Raw genomic sequence first — 25585 nt, 5'->3', positions numbered from 1 at the left:
GATGATCCTCTTCGTCGGGGGGAGCGGACAAGGCGCGGGGCGCGGGACGGGAGCGCCGGACGGGACGCGGAGCGCCGGACGGGGCGCGGGGCGCGGGGCGCGGGACGCCGGACCGGACGGGGCCGGACGCGTGCGCCCGGCCCCGTTCCGTCAGCCGACGTGCTCCTCGTAGTACTTCGTGATCGTCTCGAGGGTCTTCTTCGCCGACTGCTGCCCGTTGATGAGCTTGCCGACCTCGGCGGTGGTGGGATCGGTGCCGAGTTCCTTGCCCTCGACCGCCCACTTCGCGCTCTCCTTGGCGTAGGAGCTCGAGATCGGGTCGGCTGCGTCGATCTCCTTCTGGTACAGCGCGAAGGAGTCCTTCGCCGCCTGCGACTCGAACGGGTACTGGATGTCCAGACCGGTCTCGACCGGCAGGAAGCCGTTCGTCGTCACGAGCTTCGCGTAGTTCGTCGGGTCGTACATGTAGTCGATGAACTTCTTCGCGGCGGCACCGCGGGCGTCCGAGTTCTCGAAGCCGACGATGTTCCCGCCGTAGTTGATCTCGGTGGCGTGGGTCGGGTCGGCCGGGGTGGCGGCGCTCGCCCAGTCGAAGTCGGTGATGTTCGACGCGAAGTCCGACGACTGCCAGACACCGGAGAAGTACGCGACGACCTGGCCGCTCTTGAACAGGGCGTTCGGGTCCTGGCTGCTCGTCCACACCGACTTCGGCATGACCGAGTCGTCGTTCATGTCGGCGAAGTCCTGCAGTGCGTCGACCGTCTTCGCGTCGGTGGGGAAGGAGCCGTCCTTCTCCTGCTGCATGAAGTCCGTGCCCTTGGTGAACATGTAGGCGCGCAGACGCGACGGCGACGAATCGAACACCATGTCGTACTTCGCGCCGGTCTTCGCCTTCACCTGGTCGGCGGCCTTCAGGAACTCGTCCCAGGTCCACGCCTTCGCGGGGTCGGTCGGGTAGTCGATGCCGGCCTTCTCGAACAGCGACTTGTTCACGAACAGGCCGGCGGCGGTGACGTCGGACGGGATCGAGGTGACCTTGCCGTCGTCGTCCTTCGCGATGATGTCCTGGTCGATCTTGTTGGCGTCGTCGTCGACGATCGAGGCCAGGTCGACGGTCTTGCCGGTCCAGAGCGGGTCGATGCCGGCGGCGCGCACCACGTCGGGCAGCGAGTTCGCCTGGGCGGACTCGCGGAGCTTGGTCTGCAGTCCGTCGTAGGGCAGGTTCACGATCTTGACCGTGACGCCGGTCTTCTTCTCGTACGCGGTGGCGAGGTCCTGGTAGCCCTTCTCCTGCGCGGTGGAGGTGGAGAGCCAGAAGGTCAGCTGATCGACCTTGCCGCCGTCGCCGGAGCTGCCGGAGGCACAGCCGCTCAACAGGGCCAGTGCTGCGATGCCGCCGGCGAGCGCGAGCATTCTCTTGGATGACTTCATCGTCACTGCTTTCGTTCGGGACCACTGGCGTCTGCCGTGGGCGAGCGTTCGGGGTGTCTCGGCCGAGGACCCCAGGTCTACACGACGTGAGCGCTCATGGCAAGCGCTTTCCTGCGCGATGTTCTGACAATGTGACCAGCCGTCTCGGAAGGCCGCGCCGACGGCGCGGACGCTGGTCGGGCCTCCCGGGAAATCGCTATCCTCGCCACAGACCGCGCACGGCGCGGACCGGACTGGAGGCACGACATGCCCGAGCGAGGCACCGTCACCCTGGCCGACGTGGCCGAGCTCGCAGGCGTGTCGCTCGCGACCGCCTCGCGGGCGCTCAACGGCAGCACGCGGAAGGTCCGACCGGAGTCGGTGGACCGGGTGCAGGCCGCCGCCCACGAGCTCCGGTACACCGCCAACGTGCAGGCGCAGGCCGTCGCTCGCGGGACCACCACGACCCTGGCGCTCGTCGTCGGCGACATCGCCGACCCCTACTTTGCCGCGATCGCCGCGGGGGCGATCCGGGCTGCCGACGACGCCGGGCTCGTGGTGACGATCACCTCGACCGGCGGGGACCCTGCGCGCGAGGCCGCGGTGCTCGGCGTCGTCGCCGGACTCCGGCCGCGGGCCGTGGTGCTCGCCGTGAGCCGTCGGCTCGGTGTCGGGCAGACGTCGGGAGCGTCGGACTCCGCAGCTGCCGTCGGCGCACTCGTCGCCGCCGGTGCCGGGGTGTCCGCCCTCGTGTCCGACCTCGACGGTGCCGCGGCCGGGGTTCCCGGCGTGCACGGGGTCGTCATCCGGAACCTCAGTGGTGCCGCGGCCCTGGCAGGAGCGCTCGTCGAGCAGGGCCACGACTCCTTCGCCGTCCTGTCCGGCGACCCGGACCTTGCCACGGCGCACGCGCGGGTCGAGGGCTTCGTCGCCGGACTCGCCGCGCACGGCATCCGGGTGCCGGACGACGCGGTGGTGCCGTCGGCGTTCACGCGCGACGGCGGGTACCAGGCGATGGTGACCCTGCTCGACCGGGCGGCCGGGGGCGCGTGGGCGTTGCCGCGGTGCGTGTTCGCGGTCACCGACCTGATGGCGGTGGGGGCGGTCGCGGCGATCCGGGAGCGTGGGCTCGTCCCCGGGGTGGACGTCGGCGTCGCGGGGTTCGACGACGTGCAGATGCTCGCCGACGTCGTGCCGGCGCTCAGCACGGTGCGGCTCCCGCTCGAGGAGATCGGGGAGCGGGCGGTGCGGCGGGCCCTGGGGCTCGAGGCCGACGGGGCCATCGACGGCGAGGTCGTGCTGCGCGCGAGCACGGCGCGGTAGCGCGGCGCGGGCGGGCGGGCGCTCGGGTTTGGTGAGCAGAAAAGGTCGGGTCCGGCGCCGCCACTCGACCTTTTCTGCTCACTGAGTGCGGCGCCGGCGGCCGGTCGGTCGGGCTCAAGGGCGCGTGACACGCCGTCGGTCGGACGTCGAGGTTCCACAACATGCCGCGGGTTCGGCGCCGAGGTTCCGCAGAACGCCGCCTGGCGCGCCGAGGTTCCGAAATCTCGCAATCTCGTCGGGCGCGGTCGGGAGCGTCCCGGGCGGTCCCCATCGGCCACCGGCGGGTGGGGAGCGTCGCACGACACGCCGACGCCCGGACGTCGAGGTTCCACAACACGCCGCGGGTTCGACGCCGAGGTTCCGCAGCGTGCCGCTCAGAGCCCCGAGACTCCAAGATTTCGGAACCTCGGGCGCGGGCCGCCGCAGCCGCACCCGCCGCCGGACCCCGGCCGCGCGTGTGCGTTCGTGTTCGGGTACTACTGCAGCGCGCCGACCGTGGTGTACGGTTCCGGGCAAGCGCTTTCCACCACGCGGAGAGCAGGCCACAGCGAGCAAGGGAGCACGCGTTGACCACCACGCGCACCATCGGCATCATCATGAACGGCGTCACCGGACGCATGGGCTACCGCCAGCACCTCGTCCGGTCGATCCTGGCCATCCGCGAGGACGGCGGACTCCGGCTGCCGGACGGCTCCCGCGTGCAGCTCGAACCGATCCTGGTCGGCCGCAACGCCGCCAAGCTCGAGGAGATCGCCACCCGCCACGGCCTCGAGCACTGGACGACCGACCTCGACGCCGCCCTCGCCGACCCGCGCTGGGACGTCTTCGCCGACTTCGCCGTCACGAGCGCCCGTGCCGACGCCCTGCGCAAGGCGATCGCTACCGGCAAGGCGGTCTACACCGAGAAGCCGACCGCCGAGACCTCCTCGGAAGCGCTCGAGCTCGCCCGCCTGGCCGCCGAGGCCGGGGTGCCGAACGGCGTCGTGCACGACAAGCTCTACCTGCCGGGCCTCCGGAAGCTCCGCCGCCTGATCGACTCCGGCTTCTTCGGGAAGGTCCTCAGCGTCCGCGGCGAGTTCGGCTACTGGGTGTTCGAGGGGGACTGGCAGACCGCACAGCGCCCGAGCTGGAACTACCGGCAGCAGGACGGCGGCGGGATCGTCGTCGACATGTTCCCGCACTGGAACTACGTGCTCGAGCAGCTGTTCGGCCGCGTCGAGTCCGTGTACGCCCGCGCCGTCACCCACATCGAGCAGCGCACCGACGAGCAGGGCCACGAGTACCCGGCGACCGCGGACGACGCCGCCTACGGCGTCTTCGACCTGGCCGGCGGCATCACGGCGCAGATCAACTCGAGCTGGGCGGTCCGGGTCGACCGTGACGAGCTCGTCGAGTTCCAGGTCGACGGCACTGACGGCAGCGCCGTCGCGGGGCTGTTCGGCTGCCGCATCCAGCCCCGGACGGCGACGCCGAAGCCGGTGTGGAACCCTGACCTGAAGGACGACCGCGACTACAAGGCGCAGTGGCTCGAGGTCCCCGACAACGAGGTGTTCGGCAACGGGTTCCGCGCCCAGTGGGAGGACTTCCTGCAGGACCTCGTCGCCGGCCGCCCGCACCCCTACGACCTGCTCTCCGGTGCCCGCGGCGTGGCGCTGGCGGAGGCCGGCCTGCGGTCCAGCACCGAGGGTCGACGCGTGGACCTGCCGGAGCTGCACCTGCCCACGGGGGCCGAGCCGCGCCTCCAGGTCGAGACGCCGGAGGTCGCCCAGCACACCGAAACGGTCGGCGCACGCGCATGACCGACCTCACCCTCCTCGCCGCCGACGGCACGACCAGCCGGACGACCCTGAACCCGCCGGCAGTCACGGCCGCCGCCAAGCCGACCGCGCCCCTGACCGAGCGCCTCGTCTACGCGGCCGCCCACGTCGTCCCGCGCGCCGCCGCCGACAACACCCCCGGCGCCCCGGCCGACCTCGACTGGGACGCCACCCTCGCGTTCCGCCACCACCTGTGGTCGTGGGGACTCGGCGTCGCCGACGCGATGGACACCGCGCAGCGGAACATGGGCCTCGACCCGTCCGCGACGCGCGAACTCATCACCCGCAGTGCCCGCGAGGCGCACTCCGTCGGCGGCCGCATCGTCGTCGGCGTGAACACCGACGACCTGCCGGACGACGGGGACGACCTGCCCACCGAGCAGCAGGTCGTCGACGCCTACGTCGCCCAGCTCCACCACGCCGAGGACGCCGGCGCCGGCGTCGTCCTCATGGCGAGCCGCCACCTGGCCCGACTCGCGCAGCGCGCAGACAGCGACAGCCCCAGCAGCAACGCCGCCGCCAGCACCTACCGCCGCGTCTACGGCCGGGTCATCGAGCGGGCGAGCGCCCCCGTCGTCCTGCACTGGCTGGGGGAGGCCTTCGACCCAGCCCTCGCCGGCTACTTCGGCGGGCAGCAAGGCCCCGACACCGTGCTCGACATCATGCGCGACGCCGGGCCGAAGGTCTCCGGCATCAAGATGAGCCTGCTGAACGCCCGCGCCGAGGTCGCCCTCCGCTCCCAGTTGCCCGCGACCGCCCGGATGTTCACCGGCGACGACTTCCACTACGTGGACCTCGTAGCAGGTGACGGCCGAGCTCACTCCGACGCCCTCCTCGGCGCCTTCGCCGCCGTCGCCCCCATCGCCTCCGCCGCCGTCCAGGCCCTGCCCGACGAGACCGCCTACCGCGCCCTCCTCGCCCCCACCGAGGCGCTCTCCCGCCACGTCTTCAGCGCCCCCACCTGGCACTACAAGACCGGCATCGCGTTCCTCGCCTGGCTGAACGGCCACCAGCCCGCCTTCCAGATGGTCGGCGGCCAGCACGCCGGCCGCTCCCTGCCGCACCTGTCCGAGACCATCCGGCTCGCGAACGCCTGCGGCGCCCTCGAACACCCGGACCTCGCCGCCTCGCGCTGGCACGCGCTGCTCACGGTGGCCGGCGTGGAGACACGGCCGACCGGGAGGCCCGGATCCCCCACCGTCGACCGCACCGTCGCCGAGGTGGTCGCGTGACGACCGCGGCGGACGCCGTCACGCCGGTCCGGTCCGCCGGCGCTGCGCCGCATCCGCGGCTGTCGGTCAACCAGGCGACGATCAAGTACGCGCCGCTCCGGCAGGCGCTCGACACCGTGGCGGGGGCCGGCGTCGGAGCCATCGGCACCTGGCGGGAGCCCGTGGCCGAGGTCGGTCTCGCCGAGGCCGTCCGGATGGTCGCGGACTCCGGGCTCCGGGTGTCGTCACACTGCCGCGGAGGCTTCTTCACGCTCCCGCCAGGCACCGCGCGGCAGCGGGCGCTCGACGACAACCGCCGCGCGATCGACGAGGCAGCCGCCCTCGCCGCGGCCGGAGCACCCGGTTCGGCGCCCGTGCTCGTGCTCGTCGCCGGGGGACTGCCCGAGGGGTCGCGCGACCTGGTCGACGCCCGGGGCCGGGTGGCCGATGCGCTCGCCGACCTGGTGCCGCACGCCCTCGACGCCGGTGTCCAGCTCGCCGTCGAGCCGCTGCACCCGATGTACGCCGCCGACCGTGCCGTGGTGTCGACGCTCGCGCAGGCGATCGACCTGGCGGCGCCGTTCCCGGCCGCTGCCGTGGGGGTCGTGGTCGACACGTTCCACGTGTGGTGGGACCCGGCGCTCGCGGCGTCGATCGCGCGCGCCGGGGCTGCCGGGCGGATCGCGTCGTACCAGGTGTGCGACTGGACCACCCCGATCGCGGCGGACCCGCTGCTGTCCCGCGGCTACCCGGGGGACGGCCACGTCGACTTCGGGCCGGTGACGGACGCGGTGGTCGCTGCCGGCTACGCCGGTGACGTCGAGGTCGAGCTCTTCAACCAGGCGATCTGGGACACCCCGCCCGCCCAGGTGGTGGCGCGTGTCGTGCAGGCGTTCGACACCGCGGTGCGGCTCCCGCGCTGACCGTCCGGCGCTGACCGTCCGGCGCTGCACCGCCCCGCGCTGCAGCCGTCGTCAGCGCGCCCGGCGGACCAGCACCACGCTGTCGAGGACCTCGTGCGGATCGCCGTCGGGAGTCGTCGCGGTGCGCGGCCGGAGTTCGGCGGCGACGACGTCCCACGAGCCGTCGAGCTGCAGGGCCGTCAGGTCCTCGTCGGGCGTCGGGAACCGGTACTCCCGCATCTCTGCCGGCAGGTCGTCGTGCGGAGGGGCAGCGTGCGCGGTCACGAGCAGGTACCCGCCGACCGCGACGAACCCGGTCGCCCGGTGCAGGATCTCCGCGCGGGGGATCTCCACCGGCCACGACTGCAGGAACGACGCCGTCACCAGGTCGAAGCGCGCAGCCGTCTCCCACGTGGCGAGGTCGGCGGCGACGAACGCGGTCCGTTCCTCGACCCCGGCCGACACGGACGCCCGCGAACCGCGCTCGATCGCCGTCACCGACAGGTCGACCCCCAGCGCGTCCCGACCCTGCTCGGCGAGCCAGACGACGTCCCCGCCCTCACCGCAGCCGAGGTCGAGCGCGCGCCCCACCGGCAGCACCCCGGCGACGTCGGCCAGCACCGCGTTCACCCGGCCGGACCAGATCCCGTCCCGCTCGGCGTACCGCTGCTCCCACCAGTCGCGCGCAGAGCGGACGCCGTCGGTGGTGGTCTCGTGTGCATGCATCTGCCCACTCCAGCGCACCCGCCGGGCCCGACCCAAGCCCTGTTGCCGCCCCAGCAACATCGCACGGTGCGAGCCGGACCCGCACCGCGCCTCCCGGCCGCCCGATGGTGAGCAGAAGATGTCGGGTCGCCGTCACGGACCCGACCATTTCTGCTCACGAAGCGCACGCCCCGCGCGCCCCGCGCCCCCGCGCCCCCGCCGGGCGCTACTCGGCGGGAGGGATGGGCTCCGCGTTCTCGATGCGGGCGCTCGCCGTGGCCATGTGCTCGTCCATCGCCCGCTGCACGGCGGGCACGTCGCCGGCCCGGAGCGCCTCGTAGATCGCGCGGTGTTCGTCGTAGGCCGCCTCGGTGGCCTGGCGGGTGTGCACGCGGCGACCGACCCACACGCTGAGCATCGAGCGCAGGCTCTGCAGCAGGTCGCCGAGCACGTCGTTCCCCGCGGCCCGGGCGAGCAGGACGTGGAAGCGGACGTCGGCGTCGATGAAGGCCTCCGGGTCGTCGAGCGTGGCCTCCTGCCGGACGAGGTACTCGCCGAGCTCCGCGACCTGCTCGGGCGTGGCGCGCTGCGCGGCGAGGATCGCGACCGTGCGCTCGAGCGACGACCGGACCTCGAGCAGCTCGCGGGTGCGGTTCGAGGCGAGCATGAGTCCCCACGACAGCGTCGTCGGCAGCAGGTCCGAGGTGCCGCCCTGCAGGTACGTGCCCGAGCCGGGCCGGATCTGCACGATCCCCAGGATCTCGAGGGCCGCCAGGGCCTCGCGCACGGCGGAGCGGCCGACCCCGAGCCGTTCGGCCAGGATCCGCTCGGACGGCAGCCGCGAACCGGGCGCCAGCTCGCCCGCGGTGAGCAGGGACACGAGCTGTCGGGCGACCTCGGAGGCGGGCGACCCCGCGGGTACGGACTCGAGTTCGAGTCGGATGTTGAGGGGGTCGTCCGGGCTGAACGCGGGCATGCAGTGAGCGTACCGTTCGGTCAACCGGTTGGGCTTCGAGGCACTCGGGATGGTTTGGTCAACCGGTTGACAAGTCGGATTCGTATCCGCACACTAGACCAGGCGCACCGATGCGCCCGCTCCGTCCGGGCGCAGCAGCACGGGTCGGAGTCGTACCACCCCCACCGAGCAGGAGTCATCGTGGACATCCCCGCCACGCGAGGCATCCCCACCTCGGTCGTCGAGAAGACGGCCATCCGCAAGATCGCGATCCGCATCGTGCCGTTCGTGGCACTGATGTTCTTCATCAACTTCCTCGACCGCACCGCGATCTCCTTCGCGGCCCCGAACGGCATGGAGGCGGACCTCGGTCTGACCGCCGCCCAGTTCGGGTTCGCCTCCGGCGTGTTCTTCATCGGCTACCTCGTGCTCGAGGTGCCCTCCAACCTGGCGCTCCACAAGTTCGGCGCGCGCATCTGGCTCGCGCGCATCATGATCACGTGGGGCATCGTCTCGCTGCTCTTCACGTGGGTGCAGAACTACCCGCAGCTCGTCGGGCTGCGCTTCCTGCTCGGCATCGCCGAGGCCGGCTTCTTCCCCGGCGCGATCCTGTTCCTGTCGACGTGGGTGCCCGCCCGGCACCGCGGCAAGATGCTCGCGCTGTTCTACCTGGCCCAGCCCCTGACGAGCGTCATTGGCTCCCCGCTCGCCGGCTGGCTGATGACCCACGAGGGCATGCTCGGCGGCCTGGCCGGCTGGCGCTTCATGTTCCTGTGCGTCTCGATCCCGGCGATCATCGTCGGCGTCCTGTGCCTCTTCGTGCTCAAGGACAAGCCGTCGCAGGCGAAGTGGCTCGACGAGGACGAGAAGGTCTGGCTCGAGGGTGCCCTCGCCGCCGAGAACAAGGCCAAGGGCGGGGGAGACGGGCACGCCAAGGGCGGTCTCCGTGCAGCCTTCGGTTCCGGCCGCGTCTGGATGCTCGCTGCGGTCTACTTCGGCTTCATCTACGGCCTCTACGCACTGAGCTTCTTCCTGCCGACCATCATCGACGGCTTCCAGGAGCAGTTCGGCACCACGTTCGACCTGTTCCAGAAGGGCATGATCACGGCGATCCCGTACGTCCCCGCCGCGGTCGTCCTGTACTTCTGGTCGCGTGACGCCTTCCGCCGTGGCGTCCGGGTCTGGCACATCGCCGTCCCCGCGCTCGTCGGCGGCCTGAGCATCCCGGTCGCGCTCTACATGAACAGCCCGGCCGCCACGATCGCCGTCATCGCGGTCACCGCCTGCGCGATCTTCGCGGCGCTGCCGAACTTCTGGACCGTGCCGACGCAGTTCCTGACCGGTGCCGCCGCTGCCGCGGGAGTCGCCCTCATCAACACGATCGGCAACCTCGGCGGGTTCGCCGCCCCGTACATCACGGGCGTCGTCAGCGGGTGGACCGGCGGGTACCAGGTCCCGATGTTCATCGTCGGCTTCTTCATGGTGCTGTCGAGCGTGCTGATGTTCGTGCTCGCTCGGAACACCAAGCGGAACGAACGACGGGACGCCGACGCTGCGGCGCAGGCCACGACGACCACGACCCAGGAGAGCCACGCATGACCCGCCTGTTCAACGACCCGGCCGACTTCGCCGACGAGATGGTCGACGGCTTCGTGGCCGCGAACCAGTCCCGGGTCCGCAAGGTCCACGGCGGCGTCGCCCGCTCGACCACCAGCCCCGAGGGCACCGTCGCGCTCGTCGTCGGCGGTGGCTCCGGCCACTACCCGGCCTTCGGCGGACTCGTCGGGCACGGACTGGCAGCCGGTGCGGCGATGGGGAACCTCTTCGCCAGCCCGAGCGCCCAGCAGGTCACGGCGGTCGCGAAGGCGTCCGAGCACGGCGGCGGGGTGCTGCTGAGCTACGGCAACTACGCCGGCGACGTGCTCAACTTCGACGCTGCGGCGCGGGCACTGGCCGACAGCGGGATCGACGTCCGCACCGTGCGGGTGACCGACGACGTCGCCTCCGCCCCGAGCGCCGAAGCCCACAAGCGTCGTGGCATCGCCGGTGACCTGTGCGTCTTCAAGGTCGCCGGTGCCGCCGCGGAACGCGGGGACGACCTCGACACGGTCACCGCGATCGCGACCCGCGCCAACGACCGCACCCGGAGCTTCGGCGTCGCCTTCTCCGGCTGCTCGCTCCCCGGCGCGGACGAACCACTCTTCACCGTCCCCGAGGGTCGGATGGCCATCGGCATGGGCATCCACGGTGAACGCGGCATCGCCGAGGCCGACGTCCCCACCGCGTCCGGCCTGGCCGACCTGCTCGTCGACAAGCTGCTCACCGAGCTGCCATCCGGTGTCATCGTCGACGGGGCACGCGTCGTCCCGATCCTCAACGGCCTGGGCAGCGTCAAGTACGAGGAACTCTTCGTCGTCTTCGGCGCCGTGCAACGCGGGCTGGCGGCGGCCGGCGCCGTCGTCGTCGAACCCGAGGTCGGCGAACTCGTCACGAGCTTCGACATGGCCGGCGTCTCGCTGACGCTCTTCTGGCTCGACGACGAACTCGAGCAGCTCTGGGCCGCCCCAGCCGACAGCCCCGCGTACCGCAAGGGCGGTGCCGTCCCGCAGCAGCCGGTCGCACCCGAGGCCCTCGCCGCGGACGAGCAGGCACCGGTCACACCCGGCACCGAGGCGTCGCAGGCGTCCGCAGCCCGGGTCGCCGAGGCGATCACGGTCATCCGCACCACCATCGACGACCACGCCGACGAGCTCGGTCGCATCGACGCCGTCGCCGGCGACGGCGACCACGGCATCGGGATGCAGCGCGGCTCCACCGCCGCGGACCGCGCCGCTTCGGACGCGGTGACGCGCGGCGCCGGCGCCGGCAGCGTCCTGGCGATCGCCGGAGACGCCTGGTCCGACAAGGCCGGTGGCACGTCCGGTGCGATCTGGGGAGCCGCCCTGGAGGCATTGGGTCGCGTCCTCGGCGACGCGTCACGTCCGACCGCCGCCACGGTCCAGAGCGCGGTGCACGCCGCCACCGAGGCGGTCCTCGCGTTCGGCGCCGTCCCCGGCGACAAGACCATGGTCGACGCGATCGTCCCGTTCGACCAGGTCCTCACCGACCGCGTCGCGGCCGGCGACGACCTGGTCCGCGCCTGGTCCGCCGCGTCCGCCGCGGCGACGGCCGCCGCCGACGCGACCGCCGACCTGCTGCCGAAGATGGGCCGCGCCCGAACCCACGGCGAGGACGCGGTCGGCACCCCCGACGCCGGCGCGATCTCGTTCGCCCTGATCACCGCCGCGGTCCTCGCGACGCTGGCCGAGAAGTAAGGAAGCCCCCCATGACCGAGCAGCAGTTCCGCATCGTCGTCGGCTCGGACGACGCCGGGTTCGACTACAAGGAGATCATCAAGGCCGACCTCGCGAAGGACCCGCGGGTGGTCAGCGTCACCGACGTGGGCGTCGACGCGGACGGGCACACCGCGTACCCGCACGTGGCCGTCGACGCAGCGCGACTCGTCGCGAACGGCGAGGCCGACCGCGCGATCCTGATCTGCGGCACCGGACTCGGTGTGGCGATCGCGGCGAACAAGGTCCCGGGCATCCGGGCCGTCACGGCGCACGACTCGTTCAGCGTCGAGCGTTCGGTCCTGTCGAACGACGCCCAGGTGCTCTGCATGGGCCAGCGGGTCGTCGGCGTCGAGGTCGCCCGCCGGATGGCTCGCGAGTGGCTCGGCTACACGTTCGACGCTTCATCCGCCAGCGCGTCGAAGGTCGCCGCGATCTGTGCCTACGACGGCTCGGCCCCGGTCGGGACCGACGCCTGATGCCGGCGACCACGGCGGCGGCCCCGATCACGATCGGGGTGTCGCTCAAGATGTACTTCGGGCACGCCCGGACGCTCGAGTGGGCGGCCGCCGTGGCCGACATCGCCCGGACCCACCCGGCGGTGCAGTCCGGCGCCGTCGAGCTCTTCGTCATCCCGACGTTCCCCTCGCTCGTGCCGGTGCACGCCGTGCTCGAGCGCACCCCGGTGCTCCTCGGCGCGCAGGACCTGGCATGGGCCGACGAGGGTGCCTTCACGGGTGAGGTGTCCGGCCGTGAACTCCGCGAGGTCGGGGTCGACCTGGTCGAGATCGCGCACGCCGAGCGTCGCTCCCTGTTCCACGAGACCGACCAGGACATCGCCGGCAAGGTGCACGCCGCCTTCCGCAACGGCCTGCGTCCCCTCATCTGCATCGGTGAGACCGACCGCGCGGCCGACGGCGACCCGTCCGCTGCCGTCGCCGAGGTCACCGCGCAGCTCGACCGCTTCGTCGCGACGGCCGTCGCCGACGGGCTCGCCGGACCGGTCATCGCCGCCTACGAGCCGGTCTGGGCCATCGGCGCACCGGAGCCGGCGCCCGACGAGCACATCGTCGCGGTGCTCGCGGGCATCGAGCAGCACCTGGCGACCCGTCCGGAGCTCGCCGGTTCGGTCGTCATCTACGGCGGCAGCGCCGGGCCGGGCCTGCTCACCCGGGGACAGGGCGGCATCGGTGGCCTGTTCCTCGGCCGCTTCGCCCACGACCCCGAGGCAATCCGCACGATCCTCGACGAAGCCGAGGCGCTGGCCGCGACGCAGAACGGAGCACCGGCATGACCTCCCTGCTCGGCCTCTCCACCTACGCCTACTCCTGGCGGATGTCCGGCCGCGTGCCGGCACCGCTGTCCCTGGACGACGCCCTGCGCGACGCCGCGGCCCACGACGGCGTCGACCTGTTCCAGATCTGCGACCACCTGCCGCTCGACACCGCGTCGGACGACCGGCTGGCCGCGATCCGGACGCTGGCCGACGACCTCGGGCTCACACTCGAGGTCGGCACCCGCGGTACCGACCCGGCGCACCTCGCTCGGTACCTGCACATCGCGCAGGTGCTCGGTGCGACGCTCGTCCGGTCGATGTGGACGAGCGGCGATGACCAGCCGGACGCCGCCGAGACCGAACGCCGTCTGCGTCAGGCGCTGCCCGCCTACGAAGCGGCCGGGGTGACGCTCGCCCTCGAGACCTACGAGGTCGTCGCCACCGCCGACCTCGTCGCGGTCGTGCAGGCGATCGGCTCCGACCACCTCGGCATCTGCCTGGACCCGGCGAACACCGTCGCACGGCTCGAACACCCCGCCGACGTCGTCGCGCTGACCGCCCCGCACGTCGTCAACTGGCACGTCAAGGACTCCGGGTTCACCCGGTCACCGGGGTGGGTCGGGTTCCAGTACACCGGCGTCCCGATGGGCACCGGGGTCATCGACCACGACGCCGTCCGCGCCGCGATCGACCCCGACACCCGGGGGATCAACCGCGTCATCGAGTTCTGGCTGCCCTGGCAGGACGAGCACGCGGGCGCCGAACCACGACCGGGCGAGACGCCCGCACAGACCACCACCCGCATCGAGGCGGCGTGGACCGAACACACCATCGAGCACATCAGGAGCAAGGAATCATGACCGACACCGTCACCACCCCCCACACCGTCGCTGCCGGATCCGGCACGGCCGACGTCACCGTCGCCGTGATCGGTGCCGGCGGCAAGATGGGCACCCGCGTCTCGAACAACTTCGCGAAGAGCGAGTACACGACGCTCTACAGCGAGGCCTCGCCCGCCGGCCAGGAGCGCATCCAGGCCCTCGGCCGATCACTCACCGACAGCGTCGAAGCCGCCAAGGTCGCCGACGTGGTCATCCTCGCCGTGCCGGACGTCCTGCTCGGCACCATCTCGGAACAGCTCGTCCCGGTCATGAAGTCGGGTGCCAGCATCCTGACGCTCGACCCGGCCGCCGCCTACGCCGGACTGCTCGCCAAGCGCGAGGACATCCACTACGCCGTGGCGCACCCGTGCCACCCGTCGGTGTTCCTCGAGCGCACCACCAAGGCCGAGTGGGACGACACCTTCGGGGGCATCGCCGCCCCGCAGGAGGTCATCGCGGCCTTCGACGCGTCCGAGTCGCTCGGTGACGAGGGCGACCGCGCCAAGGCCATCGCCGAGGCTGTCATCACCACCATGTACGCGCCCGTCATCCAGGTGCACTGGGTCACCGTGAAGCAGCTGGCCGTGCTCGAGCCGACCCTGGTCGAGACGATCGCCTGCATGATCGGCGACTTCCTCAACGACGCCCTCGAGGAGACCGTCACCGGTGTCGGCGTGCCCCGCGAGGCCGCCCGCGCCATGCTCTACGGCCACACCTGGATCGCGCTGACCAACGGCCTGCGCGGCTCGAACCCGTTCTCGGACGCCTGCCACATCGCCATGGGCTACGGCCGCGAGAAGCTCATCAAGGAGGACTGGAAGCAGGTCTTCGACGACAGCGAGCTCGACTCGGTCATCGCCAAGATGCTCAAGATCGACGCCGTCCGCCGCTGATGTTCGTCTGATCCGCCGAAGCGACAGATTCCCGCCGACCATCAGCGGGAATCTGTCGCTTTGCCGGTACTCACGGCCCGCCACGCGGCCCCCAGGCCTCGGCGAGGGTGATCGAGGCGACCCCGGGCACCGTCAGCGCCTCCACCGACGCCGCGAACCACGCCCGCGCCGCCGCCGAGTGCTGCGCCGGATCCGTCGCGTCCGCCACGAACTGCGGCCCGTACCCGGCCTCGACCGTCGCGTCGGTCACGACGGGGCGCGCGGACGTCGCCACCGCGTTGAACCGTGGCCGCAGCGTCACCGGTCCGACATGGAGCGCCCTGCCGGCGGCCAGCCTGGAGGCGCTCATCACCACCCAGCGCTGCATCCGGATCGACTCGGTCACCTGTTCGGGCGACCGGTCGTGCATCTGCGGCGTCACGCTGAAGGTCAAGGGCCCGTCCCAGTCGCGGAACAGGCCGACGGTCCGGTTCAGCTCCGTGAAGTGCGCGCGCGTGCCCGCGACGACCTCGAGGTCGCCCACAGCAGCCGCGGCGTCGCGCAGGGCCTGCTGCAGCGCCGGGGTCGTCACGTGCGAGGACGGGTCGAACGCGCCGATCCGCACGACCGCGCCCGAGTCGAGCACGTCGTCGATCCCGGCACGCAGCCGACCCGGGTCGTCGGTGACGAACCGGACGTCGAGCGGCGCACCACCCGCATCGCGCCGAGCTGACGCCAGCACCGCCCGGACGTTCGGATGGCCGAGCACGGGTTCGACCAGGACGGGCACGCCGAGCGGCACCGCGGCCGGGCGCGCGTCGGCCGGGCGCGCAGCCGTCGGGGCCGAGGCAGCGAGCAGCTGGAGTGTCGGCGGCGGGGCGACCGCGGCGGTGGGAGCTGGCCCGTCCAGGAACGCGAGGTCCGGGGCGGGGGCGGCCGTGCCTCCCGGTCGATCGTCCGTCGTCGCGCGCAGCGTGAGCGACTGGTGGACCACGGAACCCGCGTCGAGCGCGACGGGGAACGGCTCGGACAGCGGCGTCGAGTAGGTCTTGAACGAGGCGTCGGTCCAGTTGCGCTGGTCCTCCGTCTCGAACACGTCGCCGGCCAGGTCGAGCGTCAGCGCGACCCGACCCGTCGACCAGTCCAGCCCCGACAAGTCGGCGGCCGGCTGGTGCGGCGCGATCCACGTCGGGAACGCCGCCTCGGTGGCGGTGCCGGACGGGTGGCGCGCGGTGACGGGCACGCCGGCGAGGGTCGGCGGGTGCAGCACGACCAGGCCGATGCGGTTGCGGCGGAACGGCGTCGTCGTGGTGCCGGTCGCGTCGACGCGCAGGGTGGGGCCGTCGACGGTGACCTCGAGGGTGTAGCGGAGCACTTCGGTGTCGTCGTAGCGGGCGCTGGCCTCGATGCGCAGGCGCCCGCGGCTGCCCGTGCCGGAGGGCAGCGTCCGAGCGAGCACGGTGTCGTCGGCGGTGCGCCAGTCGTGGTCACGCGTCACGAAGCGGATCGCCCGCAGCACCGGTTCGCCGTCGTACGCGAGGTCGGCGAGCTCGGCACCGCGCAGCGTGAACCGCCACGCACCGATCGACACCGCAGTCATGGCTCATGACTACCACCGGTCAACCGGTTGGGCAATGATGGGTCCGTGGAGCGACGACGCTCCCAGGACGGAGCTCCCGCATGACCGCACGACTCGACCACAGGACCGCACTCGTCACGGGGGCGGGCTCCGGCATCGGCCGTGCGATCGCGGACCGGTTCGTCGCCGAGGGCGCACGCGTGGTCTACGCCGACCGGGATGCGACGGCGGCGGGCACCGCAGCAGCGGCGGCCGGCGCGCTCGCACTGCCGCTCACCATGGACATCGCCGACGAGACGAGCGTCGCGGCCGGGTTCGCCGCCCTCGCGGAGCGCGACCTGACGCCGAACGTGGTCGTCGCGAACGCCGGCGTGCAGCTGTTCGGCCACGACGCTGCGGTCGCGGACGTGTCGCTCGACACCTGGAACCGCACGGTCGCGGTGAACCTGACGGGCACGTTCCTGACCGTGAAGCACGCCGTCCGGGCGATGCTCGCGGCCGGCGGCGGCGGGTCGATCATCGCGACGGGCTCACCCACCGGGCTGAACGGCGAGGGTGCGGACTTCGCGGCCTACTCGTCGACCAAGGGCGGTATCCACTCGCTCGTCCGCGCGACCGCGATGGCGTACGCGCGGGACGGCATCCGGGTGAACACCGTCGTGCCGGGCTACACCGAGACCGGCCTCGTCTCGGCGATCTCCGGCGACCCCGAAGCGCGGGCCGCGATCGTCGCCCGCACGCCCCTCGGTCGCCCCGGAACCCCCGACGACGTCACCGGCATCATGGTCTACCTCGCCAGCGCGGAGTCGTCCTACGCGACGGGCGCCGAGTTCCGCGTCGACGGCGGCATGACGAGCCTCTGACCGCGGCGTTCCGCGAAAGCGACAATGTGCCCCGAACGGTTCGCGGCACACTGTCGCTTTCAGGGACGTGACGGCACGCGGCCGACGAGATCTGTCGCCTTCGCAGGACGCACCTGCACCCCGACCGGGAGGCCCGGCGCAGCCCCGTCAGGCCGGCGTGCGGTGGGCGAGCAGCGCGCCCAGGGCCGCGGCCCCGCCCGCAGCGTCCGGCACCGTCACCATCCGTGCCTGCCCACCGCGGAGCCGTGCCACGAGGCCCGGCCCCGACCGCACCACGTAGGCGACCCCACGGCCGGAGAACCGGTAGCCCCAGCCACCCCACTGTCCGGGCGAGACGTCCTCCAACCCGCAGGACTCGATCCGCTCGAGCGGGACGCGCATGAGCGGGATGCGGGTCCACGTCGAGGTCAGTCGCATCCCACGCCGGTCCACGGTGAGCTCGACCCGGGCGAGCACCAGTACGGCGAGCCCAGCGACGACCAACACCGCTCCGGAGGCGACGGCCGTACCGAGGTCGGCCGGAGCCATCGCGAGCCCCGTGCCGATCCCGAGTCCGACCACGACGGCCCCGAGCGCCGCGAACCAGCGACTGCCGATGCGAGCGCGCCACGCGACCCGTGTGTCCGACCCGATGCGCAGCGGTTCGACGTCGTGCGCCGGCACCGGGGGAGCCGACCGGACGAGCGCGACGACCGGCACCGCGGCGATGACCGCGCTGACGGCCAGGAACGGCACGGTCCACCAGCCGGACAGCGTCCCGTCGCCGACGGTGTTCGTCGCGGCGAGCACGATCCAGGCGGTGCCCAGGCTGCCGGCGAACAGGTTGGCGACGAGCACCAGGGTGGCGGCGGTCCGGCGGTCGGGCATCCGCAGCGCCGCGAACGCCAGGGCCACGGCGCCGGCGGTCACCGCGAGCGTGATCCAGAACACCGGCCAGGGCGAACTCCAGCCGTCCGCGGTGCCGTCGGCCCCGAAGTGGACGGCCATGCGGTCCGGCAGGCTCGGTGCGGCGACGAGGGCCGCGACCACCAGGGCCAGCGACACCGCCGTCCCGGGTGCCACCACCGCCAGGCGAGTCCTCGCGTGCATCGGTCGGTTCGTCATCGTGCCCCCTTGATCATCGTGAACAGGTCGTCGAGCGGCACCCCGAGCGTGTCGGCCTGGTCGCGCAGCTCGTCCACGAGCGTGCGCAGCCGGTCGAACGACGCGTTGCCCGATCGCAAGACCGTTGCTCCGCGACCCCGCCGCAGTTCGATCAGTCCGTCGTCCTGCAGCTGTGCGTAGGCGCGTAGCACCGTGTGCATGTTGACGTCGACCGCGGCGGCGAGGTCGCGCGCCGACGGCAGGCGTTCCCCGCTCGCGAGGTCTCCGCGTGCGATCGCGTACCGGATCTGCGACGCGACCTGTTCGGCGAGCGTGGCCCGTGCGGTCGGGTCGACGGTGATCAACATGTTCGCATTGTATGCGAACAATACCGCCGCGTCGAGGGTCCTCGTGGCGCGCTCTCCGGCCTTTGGCCATGGAACGCAGGCCCCCGTCCGGGGGTACGGCGTCCGGGTACTTTCGGCTGCAGCGAACCACTCGCGATTCAGGGAGAAAACCACGATGACGAACTACGAATCCGCCGACGGGGTGGAGCCCGTCCAGGTCACCACCTACCGTCTCGTCCGCAAGGCCGCCCGACGTGGTTGGGCCGTGCCCACCGACGAGGCCGAACCGTCCCTCGCCGACCTCGTGAGCACCCGCGGCTCCGCGCGCCCCGAGGCCCGCTGACCCCGCCGCCGACGCCGCACGGGGGCCAGCAGTATCGTCGGCCCATGCCCCCTTCGACCCGAGTGGTCACCCGTGGCGTCGAGTTCTCGACCCGAGGCTCCGACGCCGGCGTCCCCGTACTGGTCCTGCACGGCAGCCCCGGCGGGATCGACGTCGCCGAGTTGATGGGGGCGTTCCTGCCGTCTGAGGACTTCCGCGTGGTCACGGTCTCGCGACCGGGCTACCTCGGCACCTGGCTCGACGCCGACCACTCCACGATCGACGACGAGGCCGACCAGCTCGCCGGGGTCCTCGACGACCTCGGCATCGACCGGGTCGGTGTGCTGGCCTGGTCCGGTGGCGCACCGGCCGCGTACCGACTGGCGGTCCGCCACCCGGAGCGGACCAGGGCGCTTGCCGTCGCCTCCGGGGTGTCCGGTCGCTGGGTCCCCGGGTCGGCGGGACCGGCCGAACGACTCGTGACCGACACGGTGTTCGGCGCCGGTCTGGCGTCGGCCGCTGCGCGCATCGCCCCGGCTGCCGCGGCACGCGCTGCGGTGGCCGGCGTGAGCACCCTGCGTGGTGGGGCCCTGCGGGAACACGTCGCCGGCGTCCTGGCCGACCCGGTGCGGCGGGCGTTCCTGCTCGGCCTCGCCCGGACCGGCAACGCGTCCGGGCCCCGACGCGCCGGCTGGGACAACGACGTGCGCCAGCTCGCGGCCGTCGAGTCGCTCGACCTCGGCGCCGTCCGGGCCCCGACGCTCCTGGTGCACGGCGACGCCGACACCGAGGTCGTACACGACGACAGCGCCCGCGCTGCCGAGACGATCCCCGGCGCCGAGCTCGTCACGGTGCCGGGTGGCACGCACTTCGCGCTCTGGGACCACCGCGACGCCGCCGCCGTGCAAGCACAGGTTCGCGCACACCTGCAGCAGCACTGACCACCGGCTCGCCCCGCCTGCTCACGATCCGGTATCGACGAGGTCTCGATCTCGACACGACGCCCCGTGCGTGACCACGGCGCTGCCACGATGGCGGGTATGGCTTCCCTCCGACTCGCGCTGCCCGTCGTCGCCGGTGCGCTGCTCGCGTCCCTCGCCCTGTCCGGCTGCTCCGCCGACGCCTCGTCGACACCGACGCCGACCTCGTCGAGTGCTCGATCGGCGGACGCAGCGGTGGACGCACCGGCGGCGTCCGCCACGGTGGACCCGATGGAGGAGGACCGGAGCGCCGCGGCCGTCTGCGGGCAGATCAGCGCGCTGTCGACGATCGCCCTGAACGCCTCGGACGGTCGTTCCCGCGGTGCCCTGACCGATGCGCAGTACGAGGCGCTGATCGCGGCGGAGCGCTTCGGGTACGAGCACCTGTCGAGCAGCGACGAGCGGCTCGACAACGCGATCGACTACGCGCACGAGTACCTCGACGCCCACCCGGCACCCACGTCGGGGCCGGCGCTCGAGGACAGTGCGGAGTGGGACCTCGTCGGGCGCACCCTGAACACCGCGTGCCAGCAGGCCGGTTCGAACGTGGTCGCGACCGCTCAGTCCGGCGGCTGATCGCGACTCGTCCGGCGGCCAGAGCGCACCGGGGCACCACGGGCACCAGGGTCACGCAACGGTCGCGGCCCGCTCCACCGCACCGATCAGCGCGTCCAGCGCACGGTCCAGCTCCGGCACCGTCACCGCCCCGTACCCCAGCACGATCCCGGCCGGCGTGCTGCCCGGAGCCATCCCGTACTCCTCGAGCGTCGCGACGAGCACGCCGGCACCGGCCATCCGCGCCGCGACCTCCTGCCCGGTCGCCGGACCCGACCACACGACCACGGCGTGCAGTCCGCCGGTCAGCGCACGGGCCTCCAGTCCGACGACGTCGTCGAGCCGGGCCGCGATCCGGGCGCGACGGTGCGTGTAGTCGCGCCGGACCCGGCCGAGGTGCCGGCGGAGCGAGCCGGTCCGGAGCAGGTGCGCGAGCGCGACCTGCACGGGCTCGGCGACGACCGCGCCGCGGGCACGACGGGCAGCGAGCACCGCGTCGGCGACCCCGGCCACGGGCCCGGCCCCGACCAGCACACCAGCCGTCGCGGGCAGCACGACGTAGGAGCAGCGCAGCCGTGGGTCGAGCGTCTTCGAGAACCCGCCGACGTGCAGCACCACCCCCTCGGCGTCGAGTGCCGCAAGTGCCGGCACCGGGCTGCCGCGGTGGCGGAACTCCGAGTCGTAGTCGTCCTCGACCACGAGCGTGCCGGTCGCCGCAGCCCAGGCGAGCAGCCGCTGCCGTCGCGCCACCGGCATCACCGAACCGAGCGGGTACTGGTGCGTCGGCGTGACGAGCACGACGTCGACCGGCGATGCGGCGGTCAGGGCGTCGAGGTCCATCCCGTCGTCGTCGAGCGGGATGCCGATCACGGTCCCGCCTGCGCTGAGCACCGCACGCTGACCGGTCCGGTACCCCGGGTCCTCGACCGCGAACACGGGGGCGCGACCGAGGTCCACGCGGAGCGCCTCGGTGACGAGCGACAACGCCTCCGAGGTCCCCGCGGTCAGCAGCACCCGGTCGACCGACGGGGCGAACCCGCGGCTCAGGCCGAGCTGTGCGACCACCTGCGCGCGGAGCTCCACCGTGCCGAGGGGGTCCGCGACGGCGTTCCGCAGTGGGGCGTCGGCCGCCGCCCGCCAGGCCGCGCGCCAGTCCCGCTGCGCGATCGCGGTGACGGCGGGGACCCCGGGGCGGCAGTCGATGACCCGGGCGGCGGCTGACGCTGATGCCTCAGCTGACGCCGCAGCCGGCGCACGCGGGTCCGTCGCCGGACGCAAGTCCCCGACGCCCACGCCGCCTGCGCCGGCCGACGCGACGACCCGCGCCACCGCACCGTGCCGCGTCCGGATCCAGCCCTCACCGTCGAGCTGGTCGTACGCGGCGACGACCGTGCCGCGTGCGACGCCGAGCTCGGCGGCCAACGCACGGGTCGAGGGCAGCGGATCGCCCTCGCGCAGCGTGCCGTCGTGGACCATCCGTCGGACGCGCTCGACGACCCCTGCCGTTTTGCCAGACTGGTCCACCACGATCACCTCGATCTGGTCCACGCACTGGACCACTGTCGAACCTAGCGTGGCCCGCATGAGCACCCCGAACCCCACCGACGGCCCCGACCTGCGCGTCCGGCGGATCCGCGAGCGCCAGTCCGACGACCCCGCCGTCCTCCGGGCGATCCTCGCCGAGGCCCACCTCGCCCACGTCGGGTTCGTCCGCGGCGGCCACCCGATCGTGCTGCCCTTCCTGTGCGGCGTCGGCGACCTCGGCGCCGGCCCGGTCCTGCTGCTGCACGGCTCAACCGGCGGCGGCCTGTTCCTCGAAGCAGGGGCCACCGGCGTGCAGGTCGCAGCGACGGTCACGCACCTGGACGGGCTCGTGTTCGCCCGTTCGACCTTCGACAGCTCCGCGAACTACCGGAGCGCGATGATCGCGGGCGCCGCGACGGTCGTGCCGCCCGAGCTCCGCACCGAGGCGCTCTGGCAGGTCTCCGACCACCTCATGCCCGGCCGCCGCGACGAGGTCCGCGAGATGACCCCGAAGGAGGTCCGCGCCACCCAGGTCCTGCAGCTGCCCCTCGACCGCGCGAGTGTGAAGGTCCGGTTCCAGGGCAACGGCGAGGCCGCGGACGACGGCGAGGACCACGCGGTCTGGGCCGGCGTGCTGCCGCTCGCGGTCCGCGCTGGCGTCCCGGTACCGGGGGACATCTCGGGGGACGCCCCGGTCGACGCGTCCGTCGTGGCGCTGGCGGCTCGCCTCGACCGCCTGTCGTCCGACCGGGAGGCCCGGATCGCCGCCGTCATGCGGGTCGCGTCCGTCTGAGGCCGGGTCCGCGGACCCCTGGGCGCGGATCCGCCGCATCTGAGCGACCTGCGAGGATCGCCCGTTCCTGTGACGAGCCGCAGGAACACTCCGGGACTGCCCAGCCTCGATCCGCCCCGTGACCAATACGTTACTTTCCGGATCGCCCAGCGGTCCCGACCCGGAAGGACCCATGGGACGCCACGCCCTGCCTGCAGCAGCCGAAGACCGACAGCCCTCGCGAGCGACCCCGCACACCGCGGTGGAACCCGCACCGGCGTCGCCGCAGCCGCAGCCGTCCCGTCCCCGTGGTCGTCGCTCGGCTCTCGGTCCCGCCGCTGCCCGGGCCACGTTCGTGGAGCACCCGAAGCCGACCCGCACCGTCCGGATGCAGCCGCGTCCGCTCCCGGTCGCTTCGAGCGCCGGTGCGGCCGTCCTGAGCCGGAAGGCCGTCCTGCGTGCCGAGCGGGCCGTCGACCCGCGGCACATCCGCCGCACCGCGAACGCCAAGCGTGCCGCGATCCTGCTCGCACCGGCCATCGCCGTGACCTCGAGCCTGACCCTGGCCGTGCCGGCGAACGCGGCGACCCCGGTCGAGACGCAGCAGGGCACGACGACCTCGCAGGCCGCGCAGACCTTCACCGTGGCGCACGACGTCAAGGTCCCCGTCGTCACGACCGACGGCATGACCACCACGACCACGGTCGTGTCGTACCCGACGCTCGACCTGCGCTTCGGGGTGACGACGGCCCAGGCGCAGTCGGCCCTGTCGGCGGCGTTGTCCGCCGGCGGCGACCGCGCCACGATCGTCGAGACCGCACTGCAGTACATGGGGGACCCGTACGTCGAGGGCGGCGCGAGCCACGAGGGCATCGACTGCTCCGGCCTGACGATGGTCGCGTACGCCGCGGTCGGCATCCCGCTCGTGCACTACGTCCCGACGCAGGACGCCGCGGCGACGACGATCCCCGAGTCCGAGGCGCTGCCCGGAGACATGGTCGTGTACGACGACGAGGACCACGTCGGGCTCTACCTCGGCCAGGGACTCGTGCTGCAGGCACCGCACCCGGGCGAGGTCGTCGACATCGTGCCGATGTACTCGGCCGCGCACCACTTCGCGCGCCTGCTGCCCGCCGGCAGCTGACCCGACGCAGGCGGGGCCGTGGATGGTGACCATCCCGGCCACCGGAGGGTCCGGCACCAACGTGTCACGGGCCTCCCGTATCCTGGCCTGATGGCTTCCGACACCCGTACCCCGTTCGAACAGCAGCAGTCTGCTCGTCCGCAGGTGCGCCCGCGCACCGAGGGCTGGAAGCAGGCGACCGACACGGACGGCCGTCCGCTGCTGCAGTTCGCGTCGCCGAAGCGCGGCAAGCCGCCCGTGCACCTGGCCGACCTGACGGCCGAGGAGCGCGAGGCCCGCGTCAAGGAACTCGGGCTGCCGGGCTTCCGTGCGAAGCAGCTCGCGACCCACTACTTCACGCACTACACGTCCGACCCGGACAAGATGACCGACCTGCCGGCCGCCCAGCGTGAGCAGCTCGTCGCCGGGATGCTGCCGCCCCTGCTGACCGAGACCCGGCGGCTGGCGACGGACAACGGCGACACGATCAAGTTCCTGTGGAAGCTGCACGACGGTGCCCTGGTCGAGTCGGTGCTCATGCGGTACCCGGGTCGCATCACGCTCTGCGTCTCGTCGCAGGCCGGCTGCGGCATGAACTGCCCGTTCTGCGCCACCGGCCAGGCGGGGCTGACCCGCAACATGTCCACCGCCGAGATCATCGAGCAGATCGTCCGGGCCAACGCAGCCATCGCCGCGGGGGAGCTCGGGGGCGATCCGCGCAAGGGCGGCAAGGACCGCGTCGACGCCGAGCGCGTGACGAACATCGTGTTCATGGGCATGGGGGAGCCGCTCGCCAACTACAAGCGGGTGATGGACGCCGTGCGGTTGATGGTCGCGCCGCAGCCGAACGGCCTCGGCATGAGCGCCCGTGGCATCACGATCTCGACCGTCGGGCTGGTCCCCGCGATCCTCAAGCTGGCGGACGAGAACATCCCGGTGACCTTCGCGCTGTCGCTGCACGCCCCGGACGACGAACTCCGCGACGAGCTCATCCCGGTGAACTCGCGCTGGAAGGCCGACGAGGCGATCGACGCCGCGCACAACTACTACGTCAAGACGGGCCGTCGTGTCTCGATCGAGTACGCGCTCATCAAGGACATGAACGACCACGCCTGGCGCGCGGACCTGCTCGCCGAGAAGCTCAACAAGCGTGGCAAGGGCTGGGTGCACGTCAACCCGATCCCGCTCAACCCGACGCCGGGCTCCGTGTGGACCTCGTCCGAGGTGCACGTGCAGGACGAGTTCGTCCGCCGGCTGAACGCCGCGGGCATCCCGACGACGCTGCGCGACACCCGTGGCAAGGAGATCGACGGGGCCTGCGGGCAGCTCGCTGCAGCGGAGTAGCCCCGTCGCCGACGGGGACTCCCGGGCCGACACGCCCGGGAGGAACCACGGTTGGCGAGGCCCCCGGAGCCTGTGTAGTGTTACCTCTCGTTGCCACGGCGGCGGAGAACGGAACGGCTGAGACGGTCACTGGGTTTACCTGGGGATCTTGTCCGCCACGGTTCTTCCCCGGGCAGCGGATTCACCAGCCTCTCTGGCGGAGCATCTTCGGGTGTCGAGTGGGGGAGTGCGTCTGGTCCTTGAGAACTCAACAGCGTGCACATTGTCAATGCCAATTTATTGATTGACCTCGTGCCTGGTCGGCTTGCTGACCGGGTCATGATGCAATTCCTTTTGGATTGAAGATTGTCAGTAGACAGTCAACAGTCAGAATCAACTCGGTCTGATGCCCTTTGGGGTGTTGGGTCTG

24 protein-coding genes are annotated in these 25585 nt (G+C 72.5%); 17 read left to right on the top strand and 7 right to left on the bottom strand.

The genetic code is table 11. The features are described 5' to 3' along the window. Positions 1-150: 150 nt before the first annotated feature. The gene (locus EDF40_RS18610; protein WP_260212471.1) at positions 151-1431 is read right to left on the bottom strand and encodes an ABC transporter substrate-binding protein; all 1281 of its coding nucleotides are present in this window, start codon (positions 1429-1431) and stop codon (positions 151-153) included. Positions 1432-1677: 246 nt separating this feature from the next. On the opposite strand from EDF40_RS18610, the gene EDF40_RS18605 reads away from it, so the two are divergent. The 4 genes from EDF40_RS18605 to EDF40_RS18590 all read left to right on the top strand — a co-directional run bounded on the left by EDF40_RS18605 (position 1678) and on the right by EDF40_RS18590 (position 6684). Next, a complete protein-coding gene (locus tag EDF40_RS18605; RefSeq protein ID WP_123338396.1) occupies positions 1678-2733 on the top strand; it encodes a LacI family DNA-binding transcriptional regulator in 1056 nt (351 codons plus the stop codon). Between the two features lie 596 nt (positions 2734-3329). Next, on the top strand, positions 3330-4532 hold the full coding sequence (locus tag EDF40_RS18600) for a Gfo/Idh/MocA family protein (RefSeq protein WP_260212478.1): 1203 nt from the start codon (positions 3330-3332) through the stop codon (positions 4530-4532). Further along, positions 4529-5782: a DUF993 family protein gene (locus EDF40_RS18595; RefSeq protein ID WP_123338394.1), complete on the top strand. Its 1254-nt coding sequence runs from the start codon at positions 4529-4531 to the stop codon at positions 5780-5782. Before EDF40_RS18600 ends, EDF40_RS18595 begins: the two co-directional genes overlap by 4 nt. Beyond that, the gene (locus EDF40_RS18590) at positions 5779-6684 is read left to right on the top strand and encodes a sugar phosphate isomerase/epimerase (RefSeq protein WP_123338393.1); all 906 of its coding nucleotides are present in this window, start codon (positions 5779-5781) and stop codon (positions 6682-6684) included. Before EDF40_RS18595 ends, EDF40_RS18590 begins: the two co-directional genes overlap by 4 nt. Before the next feature lie 51 nt (positions 6685-6735). On the opposite strand, the gene EDF40_RS18585 is transcribed toward EDF40_RS18590, so the two are convergent. Both EDF40_RS18585 and EDF40_RS18580 read right to left on the bottom strand, forming a co-directional pair. After that, positions 6736-7389 (bottom strand): bifunctional 2-polyprenyl-6-hydroxyphenol methylase/3-demethylubiquinol 3-O-methyltransferase UbiG, encoded by a 654-nt coding sequence (locus EDF40_RS18585; protein WP_123338392.1) that lies wholly within the window; start codon positions 7387-7389, stop codon positions 6736-6738. A 205-nt stretch (positions 7390-7594) separates the two neighbouring features. Then, on the bottom strand, positions 7595-8344 hold the full coding sequence (locus tag EDF40_RS18580) for a FadR/GntR family transcriptional regulator (RefSeq protein WP_123338391.1): 750 nt from the start codon (positions 8342-8344) through the stop codon (positions 7595-7597). 180 nt (positions 8345-8524) lie between these two features. On the opposite strand from EDF40_RS18580, the gene EDF40_RS18575 reads away from it, so the two are divergent. The 6 genes from EDF40_RS18575 to EDF40_RS18550 are packed head-to-tail and all read left to right on the top strand — an operon-like array spanning position 8525 to position 14705. Further along, positions 8525-9922 carry an MFS transporter gene (locus tag EDF40_RS18575; protein WP_123338390.1) on the top strand — a complete coding sequence of 466 codons (1398 nt, stop codon included), beginning with the start codon at positions 8525-8527 and terminating at the stop codon, positions 9920-9922. Beyond that, positions 9919-11637 (top strand): dihydroxyacetone kinase family protein, encoded by a 1719-nt coding sequence (locus EDF40_RS18570; RefSeq protein WP_123338389.1) that lies wholly within the window; start codon positions 9919-9921, stop codon positions 11635-11637. The genes EDF40_RS18575 and EDF40_RS18570 overlap by 4 nt, the downstream gene beginning before the upstream one ends. 11 nt (positions 11638-11648) lie before the next feature. Further along, positions 11649-12134, top strand: a complete 486-nt coding sequence (locus EDF40_RS18565; RefSeq protein ID WP_123338388.1) for a ribose-5-phosphate isomerase — start codon at positions 11649-11651, stop codon at positions 12132-12134. Then, positions 12134-12949: a triose-phosphate isomerase family protein gene (locus EDF40_RS18560; protein ID WP_123338387.1), complete on the top strand. Its 816-nt coding sequence runs from the start codon at positions 12134-12136 to the stop codon at positions 12947-12949. The genes EDF40_RS18565 and EDF40_RS18560 overlap by 1 nt, the downstream gene beginning before the upstream one ends. Next, positions 12946-13791, top strand: a complete 846-nt coding sequence (locus EDF40_RS18555; protein WP_123338386.1) for a sugar phosphate isomerase/epimerase — start codon at positions 12946-12948, stop codon at positions 13789-13791. The genes EDF40_RS18560 and EDF40_RS18555 overlap by 4 nt, the downstream gene beginning before the upstream one ends. Continuing rightward, positions 13788-14705 (top strand): phosphogluconate dehydrogenase C-terminal domain-containing protein, encoded by a 918-nt coding sequence (locus EDF40_RS18550; protein WP_123338385.1) that lies wholly within the window; start codon positions 13788-13790, stop codon positions 14703-14705. The genes EDF40_RS18555 and EDF40_RS18550 overlap by 4 nt, the downstream gene beginning before the upstream one ends. 70 nt (positions 14706-14775) lie before the next feature. On the opposite strand, the gene EDF40_RS18545 is transcribed toward EDF40_RS18550, so the two are convergent. Continuing rightward, entirely contained in the window at positions 14776-16284 is a 1509-nt protein-coding gene (locus EDF40_RS18545) for a hypothetical protein (protein ID WP_123338384.1), read from the bottom strand. An 80-nt stretch (positions 16285-16364) separates the two neighbouring features. On the opposite strand from EDF40_RS18545, the gene EDF40_RS18540 reads away from it, so the two are divergent. After that, a complete protein-coding gene (locus EDF40_RS18540; protein ID WP_123338383.1) occupies positions 16365-17126 on the top strand; it encodes an SDR family NAD(P)-dependent oxidoreductase in 762 nt (253 codons plus the stop codon). A gap of 147 nt (positions 17127-17273) precedes the next feature. On the opposite strand, the gene EDF40_RS18535 is transcribed toward EDF40_RS18540, so the two are convergent. Both EDF40_RS18535 and EDF40_RS18530 read right to left on the bottom strand, forming a co-directional pair. Beyond that, positions 17274-18230 (bottom strand): DUF1648 domain-containing protein, encoded by a 957-nt coding sequence (locus EDF40_RS18535; protein WP_260212470.1) that lies wholly within the window; start codon positions 18228-18230, stop codon positions 17274-17276. Then, the gene (locus tag EDF40_RS18530) at positions 18227-18577 is read right to left on the bottom strand and encodes a GntR family transcriptional regulator (protein WP_111086536.1); all 351 of its coding nucleotides are present in this window, start codon (positions 18575-18577) and stop codon (positions 18227-18229) included. Before EDF40_RS18530 ends, EDF40_RS18535 begins: the two co-directional genes overlap by 4 nt. A 154-nt stretch (positions 18578-18731) precedes the next feature. On the opposite strand from EDF40_RS18530, the gene EDF40_RS19370 reads away from it, so the two are divergent. From EDF40_RS19370 to EDF40_RS18520, 3 genes are all read left to right on the top strand, one after another. Next, a complete protein-coding gene (locus EDF40_RS19370) occupies positions 18732-18899 on the top strand; it encodes a hypothetical protein (protein WP_159572230.1) in 168 nt (55 codons plus the stop codon). A 44-nt stretch (positions 18900-18943) separates the two neighbouring features. Next, a complete protein-coding gene (locus EDF40_RS18525) occupies positions 18944-19819 on the top strand; it encodes an alpha/beta fold hydrolase (RefSeq protein WP_123338382.1) in 876 nt (291 codons plus the stop codon). A 99-nt stretch (positions 19820-19918) separates the two neighbouring features. Continuing rightward, the gene (locus EDF40_RS18520; RefSeq protein WP_123338381.1) at positions 19919-20434 is read left to right on the top strand and encodes a hypothetical protein; all 516 of its coding nucleotides are present in this window, start codon (positions 19919-19921) and stop codon (positions 20432-20434) included. Between the two features lie 51 nt (positions 20435-20485). Here EDF40_RS18520 and EDF40_RS18515 read toward each other — a convergent pair whose 3' ends face one another. Continuing rightward, the gene (locus tag EDF40_RS18515; protein ID WP_185003241.1) at positions 20486-21961 is read right to left on the bottom strand and encodes a PLP-dependent aminotransferase family protein; all 1476 of its coding nucleotides are present in this window, start codon (positions 21959-21961) and stop codon (positions 20486-20488) included. A 34-nt stretch (positions 21962-21995) separates the two neighbouring features. On the opposite strand from EDF40_RS18515, the gene EDF40_RS18510 reads away from it, so the two are divergent. From EDF40_RS18510 to rlmN, 3 genes are all read left to right on the top strand, one after another. Beyond that, entirely contained in the window at positions 21996-22730 is a 735-nt protein-coding gene (locus EDF40_RS18510; protein WP_123338379.1) for a pyridoxamine 5'-phosphate oxidase family protein, read from the top strand. A 172-nt stretch (positions 22731-22902) separates the two neighbouring features. Continuing rightward, positions 22903-23853, top strand: coding sequence for a C40 family peptidase (locus EDF40_RS18505; protein ID WP_123338378.1), 951 nt, complete (start codon positions 22903-22905; stop codon positions 23851-23853). A 90-nt stretch (positions 23854-23943) separates the two neighbouring features. Next, complete coding sequence (rlmN, locus tag EDF40_RS18500; RefSeq protein ID WP_111086542.1) at positions 23944-25176, top strand: 23S rRNA (adenine(2503)-C(2))-methyltransferase RlmN; 1233 nt, start codon at positions 23944-23946, stop codon at positions 25174-25176. Positions 25177-25585: the final 409 nt, after the last annotated feature.

This window comes from Curtobacterium sp. PhB170 (assembly GCF_003752345.1).
Lineage (GTDB): Bacteria > Actinomycetota > Actinomycetes > Actinomycetales > Microbacteriaceae > Curtobacterium.
Note: the sequence above shows the minus strand (reverse complement) of the source record. Positions and strands in the feature narration are given on the sequence as shown.